This is a genomic window from Halobacillus sp. KGW1, assembly GCF_001592845.1.
Lineage (GTDB): Bacteria > Bacillota > Bacilli > Bacillales > Halobacillaceae > Halobacillus.
In genome coordinates this window covers 19313-38158 of the sequence record NZ_LSOC01000003.1, presented here as the reverse complement: position 1 = coordinate 38158, position 18846 = coordinate 19313, and the positions used below count along the sequence as shown (strand labels likewise).

Sequence of the window (18846 nt, the reverse complement as noted above, 5' to 3'; positions counted from 1 at the left end):
TTGTGTGTATAGGGAGATACTATCCATAACTATGTTGGAAGGGCGGATGTAGATGGTAAACAAATGGATAGGAACAGCTTTATTGCTAATATTAATGGCCGGGTGCACAGGAGAAGAGAGGTCACCGCTTGATACGTCGATCTATAATGCAGAGAGCGACAAAATTGGTACGGCCACATTAAAGGAAACGCCGGAGGGTGTTCAAGTGACTTTGAAGGTAGAAGGACTTGAACCTGGTCCGCACGGTTTACATGTTCACGAGTTTCCTAAATGTGAGCCGCCGGACTTTCAAACAGCAGGTAATCACTTTAATCCACTATCCAAGGATCACGGGTTAATGAATGAGAAGGGGCCGCATGCCGGCGATCTTCCTAATGTCGAAGCGGATGCCAGCGGAATGGTGGATACAGAATTGGTGCTTCCGGAAGCTACCTTGAAAGACGACCAAATGTCCCTTTTAAGAAAAGAGGGCACCTCCTTGGTCATTACGAGTGAAGCGGATGATGGAATGTCGCAGCCTTCCGGTAATTCCGGAGAGCGGGTTGCATGCGGGAAAATTACGCTGAAAGCGGATGGGGATGAAGCAAGCGATCCGACGGAACCAGATAAAAAAGAAGAGTAGATAAAAAGCCGCCCGGCCGGGCGGCTTTTTATCTACTCGCATTTCTATTTCCTTGCAGCCTCGATAATTCGTGATACACCTTCTTCAATGGTAGAGCGGGGAGCAGCGATATTGATCCGCATAAATCCTGTTCCTGCTTTACCGAAGGAGACGCCGTCATTTAAACCGACTTTTGCCTGCTTCTGCATGAAGGATTTGAGTTCGCTGTGCTTCATTTCCAACCCGGTACAGTCAAGCCAAAGCAGGTAGGTTCCTTCCGCAGGAAAGACACGTACAGCGGTTTCGTTATGGAGCCTTTCCATAACGTAGTCCCTGTTTTCTTCCAGGGTTGTCATTAGTCCTTCCAGCCACTCTTCGCCGTGCTCATATGCCGCCTCCATTGCTGTAAGCCCCAGAGTATTCAACATACCCATTCCTTGATTTTTAAATTGCTTATCAAGCTTCTCTTTCGATTCTTTATCAGCAGTTACGACGAAAGATGCTTGTAGCCCCGCCAAATTAAACGTTTTGGTCGGTGACATGCAGGTGATAGTCTTTCTGCTGACGTCTTCAGAAACAGAGGCGATTGGAATGTGACGGTGCCCGCTGTATATAAGATCCGCATGTATTTCATCAGCAATAATTCGGACATCGTGCTTAAGGCAAATGCTGCTCAACCGGTTCAACTCTTCCCGCGTCCAAACACGTCCGACCGGGTTATGGGGATTACAGAGAATAAATAATTGGACGTTGTTTTCTTTAATTTTCTTCTCAAAGTCCTCAAAATCAATTTCATATTTGTTTCCTTCTACGATCAGCGGGTTCTCAATGATGTGACGCCCGTGGTCCCTGACTACGCTGTAGAACGGTGGATAGACCGGTGTCTGGATAATGACGTTGTCACCAATATCGGTCAATGATTGAATGATCATATGAAGCGAAGGAATGACACCGGGACTGTAGGTAATCCACTCCGGATCGATGGACCAATCATGTCTAGTCTGAAGCCACTGTACGATCTGCTGCTTTACGCGGTCATCTGGGACTGTATAGCCGAAGATGCCGTGATCGACACGTTCCTTTATTGCTGCCGTTACCGCCTTGGGGGTCTGAAAATCCATGTCTGCTACCCACATAGGAAGAACGTCTTTATCTTTATACAATTCTTCTGCCATATCCCATTTGACAGAGCGGGTTCCCTTACGTGAAATGACTCGTTTGAACTGTTCCAAAACGATGGCCTCCTATACTTTTAATTTCTGTAATCTATCATAACCGAAAATCCATGGAAGAAGAAAATATGTTGTTTGACCGGGATGATGGGGAAAAGAGAGCAAAAAAAAGAAGCAAAGCGAACGTTCGCTTTGCTTACACAGGGGGAATACGAGAAAGTCTTACGTTATTTAATATATCCAGTTTTGATAGATTATAAACCTACTTTTTCATTTTTTTTGCTGATTTAATTCATAAAGTAGTTTCATAGCATGAAGAACGTCTTCTTCCGAGAAATCCCGTGTCTTTTTCAACAAGAGTTTAGTCCGCTTGACGCCCACTTCTGCAATCAAGTTCTGCAACTCTTCATCAATGGTTGTATCTTCTTCTTGAAATTCCATCAGTTCGGATGCCGGGATATCCAGAACGGTTGATATTTTAAGGATGGTATCTAATTCCGGTGCGCGCTCATCTGTTTCGTAGCTTTCCAATGTTTGGACGCCCATTCTCGCTTTCATAGCGAGCTCTTCTTTAGTGAAATTCTTTAACTCACGGTATTTCCTAATATTATTTCCTACAGACATACAGGTTCCTCCTCTGTCATTATTATCTATTATACCATGTTCAATGATGCACAAAGTGTCGAAATTCCGAAAAATAAAGGGTGTTTATCAAAACTGTACTTTGCTTATTGGAGGTTTTTGTGCTAAAATCATTAATTGCGTGAAATGAAGCGAATAATAACAAATCAGGAGTTGTATAGAATGTCAGAGAAGTTCCAAGAAGGTCAAGTATTAGAAGGTAAAGTTACAGGAATTCAGCCCTACGGTGCTTTCGTTGCATTGGATGAAAAAGTTCAAGGTCTTGTGCACATTTCAGAAGTTACCCACGGGTATGTGAAAGATATTAATGAGCACCTTTCTGAAGGTGATGAAGTTCAAGTTAAGATCTTGAACATCGACGAGAAGAGCAACAAGTATTCTCTATCTATCCGTGCGACACAGGAAGCTCCAAAGGCAGCACCACGTCGTCCGCGCAAGCAGGCTGCAGCACCAAAGCATGAAGAATCAACTGCAGGTTTCAACACGCTTAAAGACAAGTTGGAAGATTGGATCAAACAATCGGACGACCGCGAAAAATTCCGTAAATAAAGTACAGGTAGAAAAAGCCGGGTCCTAGAGGACCCGGCTTTTTTTTATTCAGTCGTTTCCGCTGTCCGGTCGCTGTATTCTGCTGCCGGTGAGAAGTAAATGGAAATGGCGATAAGTCCGCTGATCCCTACAAGTGTATATATGACACGAGCGAAGGCACCGCTTTGTTCGCCACCGCCGAATAGTCCTGCGACTAAATCATATTGGAACAATCCGATCAATCCCCAGTTGATTGCGCCTACGATGATAAGCAGAAGGGCGATACGTTGAATCCAACTCATGGTCCAACCTCCTTTTTTTATAAGTTCATGGTTCGTCTTTATAATTGAACAAGCGGGTCGTATTTATTCATCAAGCATTTCTTTTGAGATATCATCTGAATTCGGGGATAATAATCATCGAATGTTCATGAAGGGAGTTTTATCAATGGATGCATTTAAATTTCATAATCCGACGAAATTAATTTTCGGACAGAACCAAGTGACACAATTACAAACAGAATTACCTGAAAATACAAATAAAGTTCTCCTCGTTTATGGAGGGGGAAGCATCAAGCGTAACGGCGTGTATGATGCAGTTGTGGCGGAATTGAAAAAGGCAGAGGTAGAGGTTTTTGAACTTTCCGGTGTAGAGCCAAACCCTAGACTTTCCACGGTTAGACGCGGGGTCGAGGCATGCAAGGAAAACGATATCGACTTCATCCTCGCTGTAGGCGGTGGAAGTGTCATCGACTGCACGAAGACCATTGCTGCTGGAGCCAAATACGATGGTGATGCCTGGGATCTTGTTACAAGAGAGGCGACACCAGAATCAGCGCTTCCGTTTGGAACGGTCCTTACCCTTGCTGCTACAGGTAGTGAGATGAATGCCGGTGCGGTCATCACAAATTGGGAAACGAATGAGAAGTACGGCTGGGGTGCTGCGCCTTTGACAAACCCTATGTTCTCCATTTTGGATCCCGCCTACACGACAAGTGTTCCAAAAGATCAGACTATCTACGGAATCGTAGACATGATGACGCACATGTTTGAACAATATTTCCACAATCCGACCAAGTCACCGGTACAGGATGAAATGATCGAGGGCGTCCTGCGTGCTGTCATGGAAACGGCCCCTAAGCTTCTTGATAATCTGGAATCTGTCGAGCATCGTGAGACGATTCTATATGCTGGAACGATTGCACTAAACGGTATGCTGCAAATGGGATATCGCGGAGACTGGGCGAGTCACAACATCGAGCATGCTGTTTCCGCCGTTTATGATATTCCACATGCGGGTGGACTGGCGATTCTCTTCCCTAACTGGATGAAGCATAACCTGGACGTGGACCCGTCCCGTTTCGCCAAACTTGCGACAAACGTATTCGGCGTCAATGCAGAAGGTAAGAGCGAGAAGGAAGTGGCGGAAGAAGGAATCGATGCTTTGAGAAAATTCTGGTCTTCCCTCGGAGCGCCGGAGCGACTTGCCGATTACGAAATCGGAGAAGAGAAGTTCGACGTTATTGTCGATCGTTCCATGAAACGTGGAGCTTTCGGGAACTTCAACAAGCTTAAAGAAGACGACGTACAGAAGATTCTGGAAATGTCCAAGTAATGGAGAAAAGGTGCGGGCTGCCCGCACCTTTTTTGATGAATTCTATTTGTACACGCTTTCATGAAAGTGCTTGCTTGATTTGGATGAAAGGTTCCGATAAAGTGAAAAGTGGATGAAGTAAAATGATGATTTGGAGGGACATTTATGACACACGTTCGTTTTGATTACGAAAAAGCTTTGCCGTTCTTTGGTGAACATGAACTAGAATATATGCAGGGAGCCGTTTCTCTGGCTCATAAGAACCTACATGAGAAAACCGGTGCAGGGAACGACTTTTTAGGCTGGGTCGATCTGCCTGAAGATTATGATAAAGAAGAGTTCTCCCGCATCCAAAAAGCAGCAGAGAAGATTCAATCTGATTCTGATGTTCTTTTAGTCATCGGTATCGGCGGATCTTATCTTGGTGCCCGTGCAGCGCTGGAAATGCTGAACCACAGCTTCTACAATGTACTCGGTGGAGAAGAGCGCAAAACTCCCCAGGTATTTTTTGTAGGAAACAGCATCAGTCCTTCTTACATGAACGACTTGTTCGATGTGCTTAAGGATAAAGACGTTTCCATCAACGTCATTTCGAAAAGCGGAACGACGACGGAACCTGCTATTGCCTTCCGCGTATTCCGTAAGTTCCTGGAAGAGAAATACGGCAGGGAAGAAGCGCAGAAGCGCATCTATGCTACAACGGATAAGAATAAAGGTGCCCTTAAAACACTTGCTACCGAGCAGGGCTATGAATCCTTCGTGGTACCGGATGATGTAGGCGGCCGTTATTCTGTTCTTACTGCCGTTGGTCTGCTGCCTATCGCGGCAAGTGGTATCGACATCGTGGAAATGATGAAAGGCGCGCAGCAGGCTCGTGAAGAACTCAGCACGGACAAGCTGTCGGAAAACCCTGCTTATCAATATGCTGCTGTAAGAAACGTTCTTTACAACAAAGGCAAAACAATTGAAATGCTTGTCAATTATGAACCGTCCCTTCAGTATTTCGCTGAATGGTGGAAACAGTTGTTCGGAGAAAGTGAAGGCAAAGATTACAAAGGAATCTTCCCGGCTTCTGCCAACTTCTCTACAGATCTGCACTCTCTCGGACAATATATTCAGGATGGACGAAGAGATATGTTTGAAACGGTCCTTCACGTGGAGAATTCCAATTCTGATATTACGATCGAGGAAGACGAGCAGAACCTGGACGGTTTGAACTACCTTGCAGGGGAGACAGTCCACGAAGTCAACGAGAAGGCATACCTCGGTACAATGCTTGCTCACACAGACGGAGATGTGCCGAACTTGATCGTTCACCTTCCGAAGCGTGATGCTTTCACCTTTGGTTACCTTGTGTACTTCTTCGAGAAGGCTTGTGCAATCAGCGGATACCTCCTGGGTGTCAATCCGTTTGACCAGCCCGGCGTAGAAGCGTATAAGAAGAATATGTTCGCTCTTCTGGGTAAGCCTGGCTTTGAAGATGAAAAAGAGAAACTGGAGAAAAGACTATAAAGGCAGTAAATAGTATAAAGAGGGGGATCATCCATAAAAAGGATGATCCCCCTTGTTTTATTTGGGCATAGTAAAAGAGAAAGGAGTGATGAGCGATGATACCACTATCTTCCCCGCTTACAGGAACGACTTATAAGTTTAATGAACTGGAGAAGGAACTTCAGGGTCTCGGCTTTAAACTAGCGGATAATTGGGATTATGAGCATGGTTATTTCGATTATAAAATTGATGATCATGTCGGCTACCAGTTTATTCGTCTTCCGTTCGTCGTGACCTCAGGATCTTTGGATGCACCTAGTGATTATGCACTTGTGGAGATGAAGGAACCCTTTCTGCTCTCCCATAAATATAACCCGGGTCTCGATGATAATGTGAAAGAAGGGAATTTCCGAGCCATTTTTGATCAATTTCAAGAGCCTGTCGATAAAGATGCCAGTTTCCCTGAAGAACACGTGCATACAGGGCGGGAGTTGTTAAAAAAGGTGGAACAAGCATTACTTACGAAGCGGTGAGAAAACAACGAGCACGTCTCCCTCTTGCAGCGTAAGGTCCGGATGGATATGAAACAGCACATCTTCCCTGCGGCGGACAGCGATGACCTGGTAACAATCTTTCATATAGTATTGGAAGGCCTCCGTGACAGGATTTCCAATCAAAGACTTTGGAACAGCTTCTTCATGAAACTGCCGTTCTGCAAGCAGGCCGAGCAGGAGTTCGAACGGCTTCGCCGGATCATTCCGGTAGAGTTCCTGATAGAAGAGGCTGCTCATGAAGTCATTGGAGCGAATGACGGTATCCGCACCGGCCCGTTCCGCATTAATTTTCTGCTTATCTGTCAGTACTTCTGCGATAATAAACAGCCCGGGGTGGTGTCCCTTTGCGGCGACAATCTGATGGATGACGGACTGATCGGACTGTTCTTCTGATAAAGAAGGATCCGCAGTGATGATGGCAAGTTTGGCATGAAGCAGATTTGCCTTCTCCAACGTTTCTTCATTCGTCGCGCTGCCGCTGATGAAGTGGACAGAGGGAAGGCGCTGATAAAAGGTATTCATCGTTCGGTCGATCAGCACGACTTCTTCCGGCTGCTGATGCTTCTGAATCATATCGATCAAATGTCTTGTCCGCTCGTTCCACCCGATGAGGACCAGGTGTTTGGCTCCTTTGTACGGGACTTTTCCTTCCGATAGATCCGTCTCATGCTTGACGGTGGAAGCGGAGAGTGTAGCCATGTAGAAAGTGACCAGTCCACCACCGGATAAGATCAGCAGGATAGCCATCAGTTTACCATAGGGACTTAATGGAACATAGTCGCCATACCCGACGGTTGCTCCCGTAACGAATGCCCACCAGATTCCGTCAAAGACGGTTGGAAAGTTTGCGGGTTCAATCATATGGATGACGAATCCGAACAACGTCATCGTAAAAAACACCGTTGCTAACAATCTCAGGAACAGTGGCAGTTGAAAATATAAACGTACCCAATGCTGCATGGCTTTGGTGCCCCTTTTTTATCTACAGTATGTCTCTGGAAGAACGTATTCAAACATAGAAAAAGCCTGCCGCACGACAGGGCAGGCGGCAAGCTGTTAATAAGCAAAGAATGTCTTCTTTAAATCTTCATACACATAATTCCAAAAATCATGATGATCACGGTAAGCTTTCGTAATGAAGGTAAGCATTTCTTTCTGTTTTTCATTAAAGTCTTCGGCCTCTTTATCCGGAAGGCCTTGTCTTGCTGTATCAATGAACTGTTGGACTTCGGGCGCTCTCGGTCCCCAGTTTGCCACTTCTTCCCCATTCTTATCCATCAAGATGATTTTCGGGATGGAACGGGCACGTCCGTCTGTCAAATAGTTGTCCATTAAATCCAAATTCTCATCTCTCAAAAGGAAGTGAACTGGTATTTGAGCTGCTTCCGCCATACGAAGGAAAATGGGTACATTCATCATGGCATCTCCGCACCAGTCTTCGGTTAACACAATCGCTCGAAGTCCGTTCATTCGGGAGCGCGTAAATGTTGGTTCATCTTCGACCGGTATCCCGAAATTTTCGTATATATAAATAAAGTTTTCCTGATGTGTCTGCATTTGATCGACGTACGTTTGTGCCGTCATTCCTTTGTTAAACCATTCTTCTAAGCGCATAACTAATTCCTCCTCAAAAAATCCATACAAGGTCTTGTTCCCGTTCCTGCAAAGGAATATGCATCCGATTAATGTTTTCCCCGTTATTTTTGATATGATGGAAAGGTGAAGGAGGAGTAATTATGAATGAAGATCGACTTAATTTCTTATTGGAACTATTGACTACCCCGTCCCCCTCCAGCATGGAGATGGAGATACAGAAGAAATGGATTGCGGATATGGAAGAAGCAGCGGATGAGATAAGAACCGATAATGCCGGTAATGCGATTGCAGTCCTTAACCCGGATGCGGACTTCAAGATCCTGCTTGCAGGTCACTGTGATGAAATTGCATTAGTCATCAACAGGATTGATGAACAAGGGTATCTCCATTTTGATAAAATGGGAGGCATCAATCCGAAAGCAGCTGTCGGTATGAAAGTGAGAGTCCTTGGGGAAGAAAAGGAGCTGACAGGAGTGATCGGCGTCAATGCGCAGCACCACGGAGGCTTAAAAGGGGATTTCGGTGTGGAAGATCTCTTTATCGATTGTGGAGCAAAATCGAAGGATGAAATCGCAGAGTACGTGCAGATTGGCGATCTTGCTGTCTACAAACGAGAGCCTGAGATACTTATGGATCGTTACATAGCAGGTCGTGGACTGGATAATAGAACGGGGCAGTTCATCGTAGGGGAAGTTTTACGACGGTTAAAGGACAAGAAGCTCCGTGTAGGTGTTTATGCGGCGAGCACGGTCAATGAAGAAACGAACATGGGTGGTGCGTACTTCGCAGCAGCGGGCATTCAGCCGAACATGGCGATCGCCTGCGACGTGACGTTTGCCACGGACTACCCTGGAGTAAATAAAAGCAAATATGGAGACGTCCGGCTCGATGGTGGACCGGTTCTTGCCAAGGGAGCGCCGATCAACCGTAAGATCAACAAATGGCTGGAACGCTCGGCCAAAAAGTTGAACATGGACGTCCAGTACGAATTGACACCAAGGATGACAGGCACCGATGCGGATAAGATGCGGTTGACGGGAAGTGGAGTACCGGTCAGTCTCGTCTCTTTACCCCTCCGTTATATGCACTCTCCAGTTGAAACAGTAAGCATGAAGGATATAGAAGAGGAGATTGAGCTTCTCGTCGACATGATTGCCGGTATGACCGGGGAAGAAAGCTTGAATCCACTTGAAGATTAAGACAGAGAACGTCCGGATATTTATCCGGGCGTTTTGTCTTGTTTTGGTTAAGAGTAGTCATAGTTGGCAAGAATAGCAGATATAATCTTTCTAATATGAGGGAGTGATCTGCATGGAGCGGGAAAGACTACACGAACAAATTTTGTCTTTGAAAGGGAAAATTTGCGCGGGCCAGCTGCAACTGCAGGGATACGATGATTATCTCCTGCTTCAGCTTGATAAAGTGAAAGACAGTGAGGACGGACTGGTGGATGTATCGACAGTATCTTCGACGTTGAAGTTGTTCATCGACGCGACGGAAAAAGTGAAAGCGGCTCCTGAGAAGCGGCTGAGCTGAATTTTAAGCTAAAAAAGAGCGGAGCCGTCAGGCTTCGCTCTTTTATCTATCCTCGATCTTTTTTTGATGCTCGCTGCTCCAAGCGTTTTTTCAACTGATCTTTATATTTAGATTCGACGAGAATATATAGGAAGTCGCCGGCTTGAATCACGGTCTCGCCATAGGGGGTGATGACCTGGTTGTCTCTGATGATTGCGTTAATATTTGAATGGTTCGGCAGCGTCAATTCTTTCAATTTCTGACCGACAAGCGCGGATTCTTCGCTCGTTTGAAACTGCACCATTTCAGCGGCTGCTTTCCCCATCGATATAAGTTCGATCGAGTGGTGCGGTACATCTTTCTGAGGTCCGACCAAGTCCAGCTTCTTGGCCACCCAAGAGATGCTGGCCCCTTGCACAAGAGCGGAGGTCAGAACGATGAAGAAGACGATATTGAAGATGATCTGACTGTTCTCCAAACCTTCTACAATCGGAAAGGTAGCGAGCACAATCGGTACGGCTCCGCGCAATCCGGCCCATGAAATGAAGAGCTTCTCCTTGACGGAATACTTTAGCTTGATCAAGGACAAGAAAACGGCGAGCGGACGGGCGACGACAATCAACAGGATGGAGAGAATCAAGCCATCTACGATGACAGCAGAAGAGAAAACCTGCTCCGGGAACGCGAGAAGTCCCAAGATGATGAACATAAGGATCTGAGCCATCCAGGCGAATCCTTCATTGAATTGAAAGATGGAATACCGGTACGTAAGCTCCCTGTTTCCTATAACAAGGGCAGCAATATAAACGGCTAGGAATCCACTTCCCCCGACGAATGCTGTAATCCCATAAGTAATCAGGGCGAAGGCTACCGAAAGAATAGGGTATAATGCGCTGGACCCTAGTTTAATAGTATTGATGGAATAAGAAGCGAGCCTCCCAAAAATGATCCCCAACACGAGACCTATCCCCATTTGGAGAAAAAAGGTCGGGATCAGCATCCAGATCGAACCATCCGGCTTGGTGATCAGCTCAATGAATGAAAGCGTGAGGAAAACGGCCATCGGATCATTGGTTCCTGATTCTGCTTCCAATGTGGCACCCATCTTTGCCTTTATATTTCTTTCTTTCAAAGCCGCAAAAACCGCGGCGGCGTCTGTCGATCCAACAATAGCACCTAGAAGGAGACCTTCGAGTAATGTTAAATCGAAGAGGAGATAGGCAGCGACTCCAATCGTTGAGGAGGTTACTAAGACTCCCACGGTAGCGAGCGATAGAGAGGGCACGGCTACAGAACGGACCGTTGCCCATTTCGTATGCAGGCCACCTTCAAATAAGATGATAACCAAAGCCAGCACACCGATAAGCTGAGCTGTATCTGCGTTATCGAAATAAATGATTCCGAGTCCGTCACTTCCTACAAGCATACCTACGATGATGAACAAGATGAGGGAAGGCACACCCCATCTGTTGGAAAACTTAGCGGCGAAGATTCCGCTGAACAGCAGGAAAGCAACTAATAAAAGAAATGCATCGGTTCCAAATGTGTCTAAAAACATGTAATGAAATTCTCCTTATGAATGGCGTTTGACGAATTGGGAATGAAGAGAAGGGGCGAATGGAACAGCCCCTTCCCGGATGGTTACAGACCTATAATATGTTTCAGCTCTTCCACATTGATCATTTTCCAGGAGAGTTCAAACGTGTAACCCTCCCAATGGACTCCGGTGAGGATACCTGATACATAAATCCCACCGAAAAATAGAAAGAAGATAAGGAAGCAGACGACAACATAGGTCAGTTTATCTTTTTCATTCATTCACATTCGTCTCCTTATTGAATCAAGATCATACGTTTGGCATAAGGAGAAGTCATATGTAATTGGATTGGTTATATATCGTAATGAGAAACCCCGGCCTGCTGGTTTTAGAAAGATCGATATTTCGGAAACGGATCTTATCAAACGCCACAGGGAAATCTGCAGGGGAGTCCCCGCAAATAGTTGGATCGAGGCCTTTCGTACTGACGGGCTGGGGGATCGATTGGTTTTGTATTTTGATAGCCTGATGATCAGAATAAGAAACGGCTGCTGAGAATTCGGAGTCATGAGCCAGTGTGCTTCTTATATCGTCGATTTTTTCAGATGGACTGAAAAAAACGGCGAAGTTCAAAAAAACCACCAATATCAAAAAAATATCTTTCTTCATCACGGTCCCCCTTTCCTGATTGTACCTATTCATTATATCAGAGATTTTCTCTCTTAACTTTGGCTGGAAAACTTGTTTTGAAATGTGCGTGATGCCGAAAGCTTGTAGGAGTTTTTCATGTGAATTACCATGGTAGAAAGAATTAGACAATAAGAAAGGGTGTTAAACATGAGTCGTGAAAACAGAAAGATATTATAGAATCCTTACTTCAGAAACACAACGAAAAGGTTTCATGTTGCGAAGAAAATTACTAAAGAAGACTTCACCTTCATTTTGGAGACAGCCAGGTTATCTCCAAGTTCCTTAGGCTTTGACCGTGGAAATATCGATTGTACAAACCCCGAGCTGCGTGAACAGTTAAAGGGGGAAGCGCAGGTTCTTTTGGATAGAGAAACCTATGGAGTATCTTCCATGGCGGCCTTCGGCTGTCGAGCGGAGGACCCGTCCCGGCCGAAGATGAGACGGAATATGAAGAACATGGCGGAATGGATAGAGTAATTGAGCTGGAACCCTATCTGTAAAGGACCGGGTTTTTGCTATGGTAATTATTATTGACATAAAATTCTAATTGTTTTATATTTTATTTGAACAGTGGTTAATAAATGAGGAGGAGTCAGCGATTACACCTAGAAAACCGATCGAACAGCAAGTAGAACAAGAAGCTATATTGAACGTCGCGAGAGATCTCTTTGTAAAGAAAGGATTCAGAGATGTGTCCATGCGGCAGATCGCTGCCGAGCTGGAAATGAGCCATGGAATGATTTATTATCATTTCAATAATAAAGCCGGTTTATTTTATGCTGTCGTAGCCAAAGACTTCGCGCTCCTCGATGAAATCCTGGAAGAAATAATGAGGGGAGAAGCAGATCCTGTACAAAAGTTGAAACACCTATTCGTCGCCTACATGAAATTCGGTATCGATTACTCCAGTCATTATGAAATGATGTTTCTAATCAAAGATGAGCAATTGAACACGCTCATGAATGAGGAGCCGAATAGGAGTTATGAACGGTTTGCCAAGGCAGTTGCTGCGCTTGTCGGTCCTAAATGCGCAACGACCCAGAGCATCTGGTCGGCGTTTTTATCCTTACACGGTTTCGTCGTTCACTATTACAAGACAGGGCAGACGTTTAACGAAATGAAAAGTCTCGTAGAAGGTCATGCAGAATTTATTATAAAATCACTGGATATATAAATTTTTTTTGCAGATAATTGACCAGTGGTTAATAAGGGGTGGAGAATGATGAAAAAAGCATTGGTATTAGGGGCATCCGGGGGAATGGGCAGCGCCCTGGTAGAAGAACTTTTGGAAGCAGGCATAGAGGTCGTTGCATTTGCAAGAACAGAAGAAAAGCTGAAACGGATGTTCCGGGGAAGGGCGCAGATCTTAGCGGGGGATGTGTTCTCAGAAGCAGATTTGCATGAGGCTGCTAAGGGAGTCGATGTGATCTTCCATGCGGTTAGCATTCCTTACTATCAATGGGCGGGACATCAGCTGCGGCTGATGCAGAATGTCATAAACGCCTCGGAAAAGGCAGCCAGTAAATTGGTCATTGTCGACAATATTTATGCCTATGGTCCCGGAATGGGAACTTTAATAAAGGAGGATGCTCCCAAAGTTCCCTTAACTAAAAAGGGGAACATCCGTTTAGAAGTTGAAAACCTTGTAAGGGAAGCGCAGGTACCTTGGATGATTGCTCATTTCCCTGATTTTTACGGGCCCAATGCAGAAAATACGGTTCTTGGCCAAACGCTGCAAGGAGCAGCTGCAAATAAACGAGGGATATTTATTGGAGATAAGCGGAAGCCAAGGGAATATATTTATACCCCGGATGGTGCGAAAGCACTTCTTTCGCTGGCGATTCGCCCTTCTGCATACGGACAGACGTGGAATATACCAGGAGCTGGAGTCATATCGGGAGAGGAGATTATCCGGTTGTTAAAAGGAGAAAGCGGTTATGACAAACGGGTGATTACTGTCACAAAAGGAATGGTGAGGATGCTTGGTCTATTTGACAAAATGATGAGAGAGTTTGTGGAAATGATGTATTTATATGAACAGCCTGTTGTTTTATCGGGAGCCAAATTCGAAAGGGAGATTGGTCCTGTACCGACAACATCGTATAAAGACGGTATTGGTCGGACGATGGAAGCGATGGCAGGACACCGTTCTTAGAGGGCGAGGAAGGCAGCCCTTTTTATAAGAATACCTGGTAGGCATACCTTTCTCCATGCGGAATTGGTAAATGAATGATCCCTTTGAATTGGAAGGCATGATTGGTGATCACCTTCTGCATTGCTCTGTTTAAAGGATGCGTATCTATTCTTACTTCTGACATCCCACTTTCCCGAGCGGCGGCCAGCAGAAGCTTGAAGAATAGAGCTGCATACCCGCGCCCGTTCCTTTCTGGAAGGATGGCGAATCTGTGAATAACGGCGTAATCGGCATCATTTTTCTCCCATTGGCCGTAAACGATGGTTTCATATGCAGTCTCCTGACCTTTTGTCAGGGCAGCGGTACCTATAATTTGCTGATTGATGAGAAAAACATAATTATTTCCATCTTCCATATCCGTTCTAAGCCTTGCCTCCGATGGAGCATCCTCACCGGACCACTGCGGTGATCCTGAGGCTGCAAGCTTCAGCTGAGCAGATCGGATAATCTCTTTAACTGCTGGAAGATCATCGATCGTTCCTTGTCGCATTTGTATATTCATCTAATCTCTCCTTACAAACCTAAATATTCCTCCCACCTTCAGCATATCATGGAATGAGTTTTCAAAGAGGAGGAGATTGTATGAATGAGGAGATGCAGAAGCTGTTCAACCGACTCATTGAAATTGAACAAGTATCAACGACCCTTTATCTTGCCATGTCTGCCTATATGGCAAGAGAGAATTATACGGGCATGGCTCATTGGCTGCAGCTTCAGTCTGATGAGGAACGAACCCATTTATTGAAATTGATCCAATATGTGAGTGACAAGAATGGTACCGTTCAATTATCCAATATTCCGGCCCAGCCCAGTGAATATGGAACGCCCCTGGAAACCTTCCAAAAAGTTTTGGAACATGAGCAGTTTGTTACTAATTCCTACAGACAAGCCTACAATTATGCCGTCCAGGTGGACCCGCAGGCGGCTGTCATTATTCAAGATTTTCTCCGGGAACAGATAGATGAAGAGGCTCAGGCTCAAACGATAGTGGATCGCTTATCACTGGCCCAAAACAATTCCTCTGCGCTTTTACTTTTAGATCAAGAGCTTGGGCAAAGGCAGGCAGCAGGATGAAAAACAGCTCGGTAATGTAGGGAATTTGGTAACGCAGAAAGAAGCGCGAAGATCTATCGTAGGGCGCTCTCACGTTACGGGTCGGATGGAGCGAATCATCCAGGCTCGTTTTTTTTTTGTGCCTTCTCTTCCTTTTTTTATTAGGAAAATGTTACCTTTATATGGGTGTGCTTGGAAATGGATTGGCTGAAACTCTTAATGATTACGCGCAGTAAAGCGTCAGGTCTGCAAGAAGGATGCGTTGCCTTGAGCAAATTTCGGATGGGAAAATTGGTGGTAACTATGAAATATTTCTTTACATTCATTCCAGCTGTATTGCTTACCTTAATAAGTGCAGATTTTAGTGGAGTATATGTAGAAGATGAACAGCAGTATAGAACGTATTTGGAGCATGCAAGGGAATGTGGGATGGAATTGGGGTTTCCCTTTCATTTCGTTACGCAGAATCCATCGAAGCTCTCGCCGCCGTTCCCTTATAAATTCGGACTGGAGATGGAGAGAATTACAAACTTGAATGTCCTTCCTTCCTTTCTTTGTTAACGTCGGGATCTATTTCATGATTATTCTCTTCATGCATTTCTTCTTTAATAGAATTATAAGGAAAGCGAGAAGAATAGGATGAAAGCAGGCAGAGCGGAGAGAGGAACCGGACTTAGTCCGGGATTCGTCGAAATTAATCAGAAGCAGAACTTCTAACTTGCGATATCATCACATTTTGACTACAATGAGGATACAATATCATATCGGTTCCATCTTCGGGGCAGGGTGTAATTCCCGACCGACGGTATTAGGTGCATAGATACCTAGAGTCCGTGACCCGCAGGTTCTTCCTGCGGCTGATCTGGTGAGAGTCCAGAACCGACAGTTAAAGTCTGGATGGGAGAAGATGTCGAGCGGAATGAGGAGAGGTTTTTTTGAACCTGCCCTCTATTTCCTGTGGACAATCTGTACTCCCTTAAGCATATAGCGCTTAGGGGTTTTTTATTGGACACACGGAAGTACCGTTCAACCTTCATCTGGGATGTGAACCGACGACAAGATGAAGGGGGAGATCGATGATGAATCCTTATACAGGTCAATCATCCAAGTTGCTCAAGTTAGTCATTTTAGCTTTATTCGGAAGTATTTCGATGGTACTCATGTTTTTAAATTTTCCTTTGCCGTTCCTGCCGCCTTATTTAAAGGTGGATTTCAGTGATGTTCCTGCGTTGATTGCAGGCATACTGTTTACGCCTGCCGCAGGTATAATAGTGGAGGGGCTGAAGAATTTACTTTATCTCATTTATACCGGTGCCGGAGATCCCGTCGGCGTCGTAGCAAACTTTGCCGCCGGTGTCTTGTTCGTTGCACCTGTCGCGATGATCTACCATAAATTCAAGACCACGAAATCGTTAGTTTCCGGCTTGGTGTTCAGCGCCGTAATTATGGCGCTTGGAATGAGCGTATTGAATTATTTCCTCGTCCTGCCTGCTTACAGCTGGTTCATGGGTTGGGAGACGATGTCTGCTCAGGTAAAATGGGCGACCGTTCTTGCAGGTATTCTGCCGTTCAATGCCTTGAAAGGAATCATTATCGGAGCTTTGTTCGTTCCGCTGTTCATTAAGCTGAAACCTTGGCTGGAGCAGAAACGGATACAATCCTCCGCAGCATAAGAAAAAGAGCGCCCGAAGGGGCGCTCTTTTATTTTTCTTTTTCCATTTCTTCCTGTTCTTCAATGGTGTAGCGTGCGGCAGGCATGACTTCGAGTCGCTCTTCAGGAATCGGCTTGCCGGATTTTTCACTCTTCCCATACGTGCCTTCTTCCATCCGCTGCAAGGCATCCTCAGCATCCATCAGCTTTTCTCTTGCCTGCTCGTAAAATGTCTGCTCTTTAGACCGTTCAAACTGATCCGTTCCTAGGTCGCCGGGATGATCGGCTACGCTTGAAATCTCCCCGGTACTGTCATTTGGATAGTCCTCTTTCGTACGGTCATTTTTATATTCTTCCATTTGTTGTTCCGCTTCTTCTTTCATTTCGAGCAATCGCTGCTTGAGTTCCTGTTTCTTTTCTTCTGTCATGATCTATTCTCTCCTCCCTGTAAATGAAAGCGAGTTATTTCTTCGCCGGGACGACACCGATCGTGCATCGGGACAGGCAGACAGTATCCCCTTGTTCGTTTTCCATTTTGATTTCCCAAACCATCGTGGTCCTGCCGATATGGGCAGGGGTTGCACGGGCGGTGACGAAGCCGCTCCGGATACTCTTCATATGATTTGCATTGATTTCAAGGCCGAATACTTGCTGCTTTTCCGGATCGACGTTCAGAAACGCTCCAATACTTGCTGCGCTTTCCGCAAGAGCAACATTGGCTCCTCCATGAAGGAAACCCATTGGTTGGTGGGTACGGCTGTCTGCAGGCATCGTCATGATAACTTCCTCTTTCGAAGCCTTCACGACTTCCATTCCAAGCGTTTCCATCAATGTATTCTTCATCATTTCTTTATTCATAACATCCCGTCCTTTGTGTATTATTCCCATTATCCAAACGCTCAAACCTATAGAAAAAAGGATGGAGGCGGTCCATCCTTTTCCTGGAATGTGCAGCGAACGTAATGCATGGCACATTCAAACTTTTCATAATCATCCGATCGGGATATAAATTTGTAGAAGCATGGACAGTCCGAGCAGGAATCCATATATCGTATTCGTTTTGGCTGTAGCAACCATGCCCGGCATCATCTCGAGAGGCTCGCTCTTTCCTACAAATCCCTGTATGGCTTGCCGGCCTTTAATCAAACTAAGGAAAGTGATAAAGGACCACAGCGGCAGAAGACCTGCGAAGATAAGCACGACGGTAAGGGCGTAGGCAATAAAGAACAGGGCCGTCAGGAATCGGATCGAACCTTGATGGCCGAACAGAATAGCCAGTGTTCTTCGTCCGTTCTTCGCATCACCGACACGGTCGCGGATGTTGTTGGTAAGCAGAATAGATCCAACAAAAATAGCAACCGGAATGGACACGATTACGACGTCCCAAGTCACCGCAGCCGTCTGTATGAAGTAACTGATTCCGATGATGACCGTGCCCATGAAAAAGCCTGCCGTGATTTCTCCGAATGGACTGTAGGCGATCGGATAGGGACCGCCTGTATAAAGGTAACCGAAAAGCATGGAAACGAGACCGATAACGGCGATCCACCAGCTCGATGAGGCACAAATATACACCCCTAATATCGCAGCGACCGCATAGAAAGTGAAAGCAAGAGTAAGAACCGTCCTTGGACTAATGCCGTCCCTTACAATGGTTCCTCCTATGCCCACAGAATTTTCGTTATCTAAACCGCGAACATAATCATAATACTCATTGAACATATTCGTAGCAGCTTGAATGAGGATGGATGCGAGCAACATTGCGGCAAATAACCAGAAATTGATCGATTGTTCCAGAGCAGCGAACATCGTCCCGACAAAGACAGGAACGAAAGCTGCCGTCAACGTGTGGGGGCGTAAGAGCCTCCACCAAACTTGGAATCCGTCACGTTCATTCAAGGAAGTTTTTACATTTTGATTTTGTACTGAACTCATGGATGTCCTCTCCCTTGTATCCAAATTGATTTTATGATAACAATTTAAGTTTAGGGAAACAGGCCTTTAGTGTCAATCAATGTAAGAAAATGTT

The 18846-nt window shown here is 45.4% G+C and carries 25 protein-coding genes and 1 riboswitch; of the genes, 13 read left to right on the top strand and 12 right to left on the bottom strand.

Translation table 11 applies throughout. From position 1 onward, the window contains the following. Positions 1-52: 52 nt before the first annotated feature. The gene (locus AXG56_RS09165; RefSeq protein WP_062514166.1) at positions 53-622 is read left to right on the top strand and encodes a superoxide dismutase family protein; all 570 of its coding nucleotides are present in this window, start codon (positions 53-55) and stop codon (positions 620-622) included. A gap of 44 nt (positions 623-666) precedes the next feature. Here the strand turns inward: AXG56_RS09165 and AXG56_RS09160 are convergent, their stop codons facing one another. Beyond that, positions 667-1833 (bottom strand): MalY/PatB family protein, encoded by a 1167-nt coding sequence (locus tag AXG56_RS09160; protein WP_008637542.1) that lies wholly within the window; start codon positions 1831-1833, stop codon positions 667-669. Positions 1834-2043: 210 nt separating this feature from the next. Beyond that, a complete protein-coding gene (locus AXG56_RS09155; RefSeq protein ID WP_026578274.1) occupies positions 2044-2397 on the bottom strand; it encodes a helix-turn-helix domain-containing protein in 354 nt (117 codons plus the stop codon). Between the two features lie 180 nt (positions 2398-2577). Between AXG56_RS09155 and yugI the strand changes: the two genes are divergently transcribed. Beyond that, a complete protein-coding gene (yugI, locus tag AXG56_RS09150; protein ID WP_008637545.1) occupies positions 2578-2964 on the top strand; it encodes a S1 domain-containing post-transcriptional regulator GSP13 in 387 nt (128 codons plus the stop codon). Positions 2965-3008: 44 nt separating this feature from the next. Here yugI and AXG56_RS09145 read toward each other — a convergent pair whose 3' ends face one another. After that, on the bottom strand, positions 3009-3245 hold the full coding sequence (locus tag AXG56_RS09145; protein ID WP_008637547.1) for a DUF378 domain-containing protein: 237 nt from the start codon (positions 3243-3245) through the stop codon (positions 3009-3011). Positions 3246-3390: 145 nt separating this feature from the next. Between AXG56_RS09145 and AXG56_RS09140 the strand changes: the two genes are divergently transcribed. The 3 genes from AXG56_RS09140 to AXG56_RS09130 all read left to right on the top strand — a co-directional run bounded on the left by AXG56_RS09140 (position 3391) and on the right by AXG56_RS09130 (position 6560). Further along, positions 3391-4557 (top strand): iron-containing alcohol dehydrogenase, encoded by a 1167-nt coding sequence (locus AXG56_RS09140; protein WP_062514164.1) that lies wholly within the window; start codon positions 3391-3393, stop codon positions 4555-4557. A 144-nt stretch (positions 4558-4701) separates the two neighbouring features. Further along, positions 4702-6048: a glucose-6-phosphate isomerase gene (locus AXG56_RS09135; RefSeq protein ID WP_008637550.1), complete on the top strand. Its 1347-nt coding sequence runs from the start codon at positions 4702-4704 to the stop codon at positions 6046-6048. A gap of 95 nt (positions 6049-6143) precedes the next feature. After that, the gene (locus tag AXG56_RS09130; RefSeq protein ID WP_026578276.1) at positions 6144-6560 is read left to right on the top strand and encodes a YugN-like family protein; all 417 of its coding nucleotides are present in this window, start codon (positions 6144-6146) and stop codon (positions 6558-6560) included. Here the strand turns inward: AXG56_RS09130 and AXG56_RS09125 are convergent. After that, positions 6543-7541 (bottom strand): TrkA family potassium uptake protein, encoded by a 999-nt coding sequence (locus AXG56_RS09125; RefSeq protein ID WP_008637552.1) that lies wholly within the window; start codon positions 7539-7541, stop codon positions 6543-6545. The genes AXG56_RS09130 and AXG56_RS09125 overlap by 18 nt on opposite strands. A 96-nt stretch (positions 7542-7637) precedes the next feature. After that, the gene (locus AXG56_RS09120) at positions 7638-8195 is read right to left on the bottom strand and encodes a thioredoxin family protein (RefSeq protein ID WP_008637553.1); all 558 of its coding nucleotides are present in this window, start codon (positions 8193-8195) and stop codon (positions 7638-7640) included. A 122-nt stretch (positions 8196-8317) separates the two neighbouring features. Between AXG56_RS09120 and AXG56_RS09115 the strand changes: the two genes are divergently transcribed. Both AXG56_RS09115 and AXG56_RS09110 read left to right on the top strand, forming a co-directional pair. Further along, positions 8318-9376, top strand: a complete 1059-nt coding sequence (locus AXG56_RS09115) for a M20/M25/M40 family metallo-hydrolase (protein ID WP_008637554.1) — start codon at positions 8318-8320, stop codon at positions 9374-9376. A gap of 112 nt (positions 9377-9488) precedes the next feature. Next, complete coding sequence (locus tag AXG56_RS09110) at positions 9489-9713, top strand: hypothetical protein (RefSeq protein WP_008637555.1); 225 nt, start codon at positions 9489-9491, stop codon at positions 9711-9713. Positions 9714-9759: 46 nt separating this feature from the next. On the opposite strand, the gene AXG56_RS09105 is transcribed toward AXG56_RS09110, so the two are convergent. From AXG56_RS09105 to AXG56_RS09100, 3 genes are all read right to left on the bottom strand, one after another. Continuing rightward, positions 9760-11250 carry a potassium/proton antiporter gene (locus AXG56_RS09105; RefSeq protein WP_062514162.1) on the bottom strand — a complete coding sequence of 497 codons (1491 nt, stop codon included), beginning with the start codon at positions 11248-11250 and terminating at the stop codon, positions 9760-9762. 83 nt (positions 11251-11333) lie between these two features. After that, the gene (locus AXG56_RS19655) at positions 11334-11510 is read right to left on the bottom strand and encodes a hypothetical protein (protein WP_008637557.1); all 177 of its coding nucleotides are present in this window, start codon (positions 11508-11510) and stop codon (positions 11334-11336) included. A 52-nt stretch (positions 11511-11562) separates the two neighbouring features. Continuing rightward, on the bottom strand, positions 11563-11898 hold the full coding sequence (locus tag AXG56_RS09100; RefSeq protein WP_062514160.1) for a hypothetical protein: 336 nt from the start codon (positions 11896-11898) through the stop codon (positions 11563-11565). A gap of 273 nt (positions 11899-12171) precedes the next feature. On the opposite strand from AXG56_RS09100, the gene AXG56_RS09095 reads away from it, so the two are divergent. From AXG56_RS09095 to AXG56_RS09085, 3 genes are all read left to right on the top strand, one after another. Next, positions 12172-12396 carry an NAD(P)H nitroreductase gene (locus tag AXG56_RS09095; protein WP_008637558.1) on the top strand — a complete coding sequence of 75 codons (225 nt, stop codon included), beginning with the start codon at positions 12172-12174 and terminating at the stop codon, positions 12394-12396. 121 nt (positions 12397-12517) lie between these two features. Continuing rightward, positions 12518-13093, top strand: coding sequence for a TetR/AcrR family transcriptional regulator (locus AXG56_RS09090; protein WP_062515232.1), 576 nt, complete (start codon positions 12518-12520; stop codon positions 13091-13093). A 48-nt stretch (positions 13094-13141) separates the two neighbouring features. After that, positions 13142-14074, top strand: a complete 933-nt coding sequence (locus AXG56_RS09085) for an SDR family NAD(P)-dependent oxidoreductase (RefSeq protein WP_062514158.1) — start codon at positions 13142-13144, stop codon at positions 14072-14074. A gap of 22 nt (positions 14075-14096) precedes the next feature. Here AXG56_RS09085 and AXG56_RS09080 read toward each other — a convergent pair whose 3' ends face one another. Further along, positions 14097-14615, bottom strand: coding sequence for a GNAT family N-acetyltransferase (locus tag AXG56_RS09080; RefSeq protein ID WP_062514157.1), 519 nt, complete (start codon positions 14613-14615; stop codon positions 14097-14099). A gap of 80 nt (positions 14616-14695) precedes the next feature. Between AXG56_RS09080 and AXG56_RS09075 the strand changes: the two genes are divergently transcribed. From AXG56_RS09075 to AXG56_RS09065, 3 genes are all read left to right on the top strand, one after another. Continuing rightward, complete coding sequence (locus AXG56_RS09075; protein WP_062514155.1) at positions 14696-15187, top strand: ferritin; 492 nt, start codon at positions 14696-14698, stop codon at positions 15185-15187. Between the two features lie 246 nt (positions 15188-15433). Next, entirely contained in the window at positions 15434-15727 is a 294-nt protein-coding gene (locus AXG56_RS09070) for a hypothetical protein (protein ID WP_153017414.1), read from the top strand. Positions 15728-15934: 207 nt separating this feature from the next. After that, positions 15935-16079: riboswitch (FMN riboswitch) on the top strand. Positions 16080-16245: 166 nt separating this feature from the next. Beyond that, positions 16246-16839, top strand: a complete 594-nt coding sequence (locus AXG56_RS09065) for an ECF transporter S component (RefSeq protein WP_008637569.1) — start codon at positions 16246-16248, stop codon at positions 16837-16839. Between the two features lie 28 nt (positions 16840-16867). Here the strand turns inward: AXG56_RS09065 and AXG56_RS09060 are convergent, their stop codons facing one another. The 3 genes from AXG56_RS09060 to AXG56_RS09050 form a co-directional block, all read right to left on the bottom strand. Further along, positions 16868-17245: a TraR/DksA C4-type zinc finger protein gene (locus AXG56_RS09060; RefSeq protein WP_035388343.1), complete on the bottom strand. Its 378-nt coding sequence runs from the start codon at positions 17243-17245 to the stop codon at positions 16868-16870. A gap of 34 nt (positions 17246-17279) precedes the next feature. After that, a complete protein-coding gene (locus AXG56_RS09055) occupies positions 17280-17675 on the bottom strand; it encodes a hotdog fold thioesterase (RefSeq protein ID WP_008637574.1) in 396 nt (131 codons plus the stop codon). A gap of 132 nt (positions 17676-17807) precedes the next feature. Next, positions 17808-18752 carry a 1,4-dihydroxy-2-naphthoate polyprenyltransferase gene (locus tag AXG56_RS09050; RefSeq protein ID WP_008637583.1) on the bottom strand — a complete coding sequence of 315 codons (945 nt, stop codon included), beginning with the start codon at positions 18750-18752 and terminating at the stop codon, positions 17808-17810. Positions 18753-18846: the final 94 nt, after the last annotated feature.

What these genes read in the sequence shown, in the direction of transcription:
- AXG56_RS09165 (WP_062514166.1), top strand. Translation starts at nt 53, where the DNA reads ATGGTAAACAAATGGATAGGAACAGCTTTATTGCTAATATTAATGGCC.
- AXG56_RS09155 (WP_026578274.1), bottom strand. Translation starts at nt 2,397, where the DNA reads ATGTCTGTAGGAAATAATATTAGGAAATACCGTGAGTTAAAGAATTTC.
- yugI (WP_008637545.1), top strand. Translation starts at nt 2,578, where the DNA reads ATGTCAGAGAAGTTCCAAGAAGGTCAAGTATTAGAAGGTAAAGTTACA.
- AXG56_RS09145 (WP_008637547.1), bottom strand. Translation starts at nt 3,245, where the DNA reads ATGAGTTGGATTCAACGTATCGCCCTTCTGCTTATCATCGTAGGCGCA.
- AXG56_RS09140 (WP_062514164.1), top strand. Translation starts at nt 3,391, where the DNA reads ATGGATGCATTTAAATTTCATAATCCGACGAAATTAATTTTCGGACAG.
- AXG56_RS09135 (WP_008637550.1), top strand. Translation starts at nt 4,702, where the DNA reads ATGACACACGTTCGTTTTGATTACGAAAAAGCTTTGCCGTTCTTTGGT.
- AXG56_RS09130 (WP_026578276.1), top strand. Translation starts at nt 6,144, where the DNA reads ATGATACCACTATCTTCCCCGCTTACAGGAACGACTTATAAGTTTAAT.
- AXG56_RS09125 (WP_008637552.1), bottom strand. Translation starts at nt 7,541, where the DNA reads ATGCAGCATTGGGTACGTTTATATTTTCAACTGCCACTGTTCCTGAGA.
- AXG56_RS09120 (WP_008637553.1), bottom strand. Translation starts at nt 8,195, where the DNA reads ATGCGCTTAGAAGAATGGTTTAACAAAGGAATGACGGCACAAACGTAC.
- AXG56_RS09115 (WP_008637554.1), top strand. Translation starts at nt 8,318, where the DNA reads ATGAATGAAGATCGACTTAATTTCTTATTGGAACTATTGACTACCCCG.
- AXG56_RS09110 (WP_008637555.1), top strand. Translation starts at nt 9,489, where the DNA reads ATGGAGCGGGAAAGACTACACGAACAAATTTTGTCTTTGAAAGGGAAA.
- AXG56_RS09105 (WP_062514162.1), bottom strand. Translation starts at nt 11,250, where the DNA reads ATGTTTTTAGACACATTTGGAACCGATGCATTTCTTTTATTAGTTGCT.
- AXG56_RS19655 (WP_008637557.1), bottom strand. Translation starts at nt 11,510, where the DNA reads ATGAATGAAAAAGATAAACTGACCTATGTTGTCGTCTGCTTCCTTATC.
- AXG56_RS09100 (WP_062514160.1), bottom strand. Translation starts at nt 11,898, where the DNA reads ATGAAGAAAGATATTTTTTTGATATTGGTGGTTTTTTTGAACTTCGCC.
- AXG56_RS09085 (WP_062514158.1), top strand. Translation starts at nt 13,142, where the DNA reads ATGAAAAAAGCATTGGTATTAGGGGCATCCGGGGGAATGGGCAGCGCC.
- AXG56_RS09080 (WP_062514157.1), bottom strand. Translation starts at nt 14,615, where the DNA reads ATGAATATACAAATGCGACAAGGAACGATCGATGATCTTCCAGCAGTT.
- AXG56_RS09075 (WP_062514155.1), top strand. Translation starts at nt 14,696, where the DNA reads ATGAATGAGGAGATGCAGAAGCTGTTCAACCGACTCATTGAAATTGAA.
- AXG56_RS09065 (WP_008637569.1), top strand. Translation starts at nt 16,246, where the DNA reads ATGAATCCTTATACAGGTCAATCATCCAAGTTGCTCAAGTTAGTCATT.
- AXG56_RS09060 (WP_035388343.1), bottom strand. Translation starts at nt 17,245, where the DNA reads ATGACAGAAGAAAAGAAACAGGAACTCAAGCAGCGATTGCTCGAAATG.
- AXG56_RS09055 (WP_008637574.1), bottom strand. Translation starts at nt 17,675, where the DNA reads ATGAATAAAGAAATGATGAAGAATACATTGATGGAAACGCTTGGAATG.
- AXG56_RS09050 (WP_008637583.1), bottom strand. Translation starts at nt 18,752, where the DNA reads ATGAGTTCAGTACAAAATCAAAATGTAAAAACTTCCTTGAATGAACGT.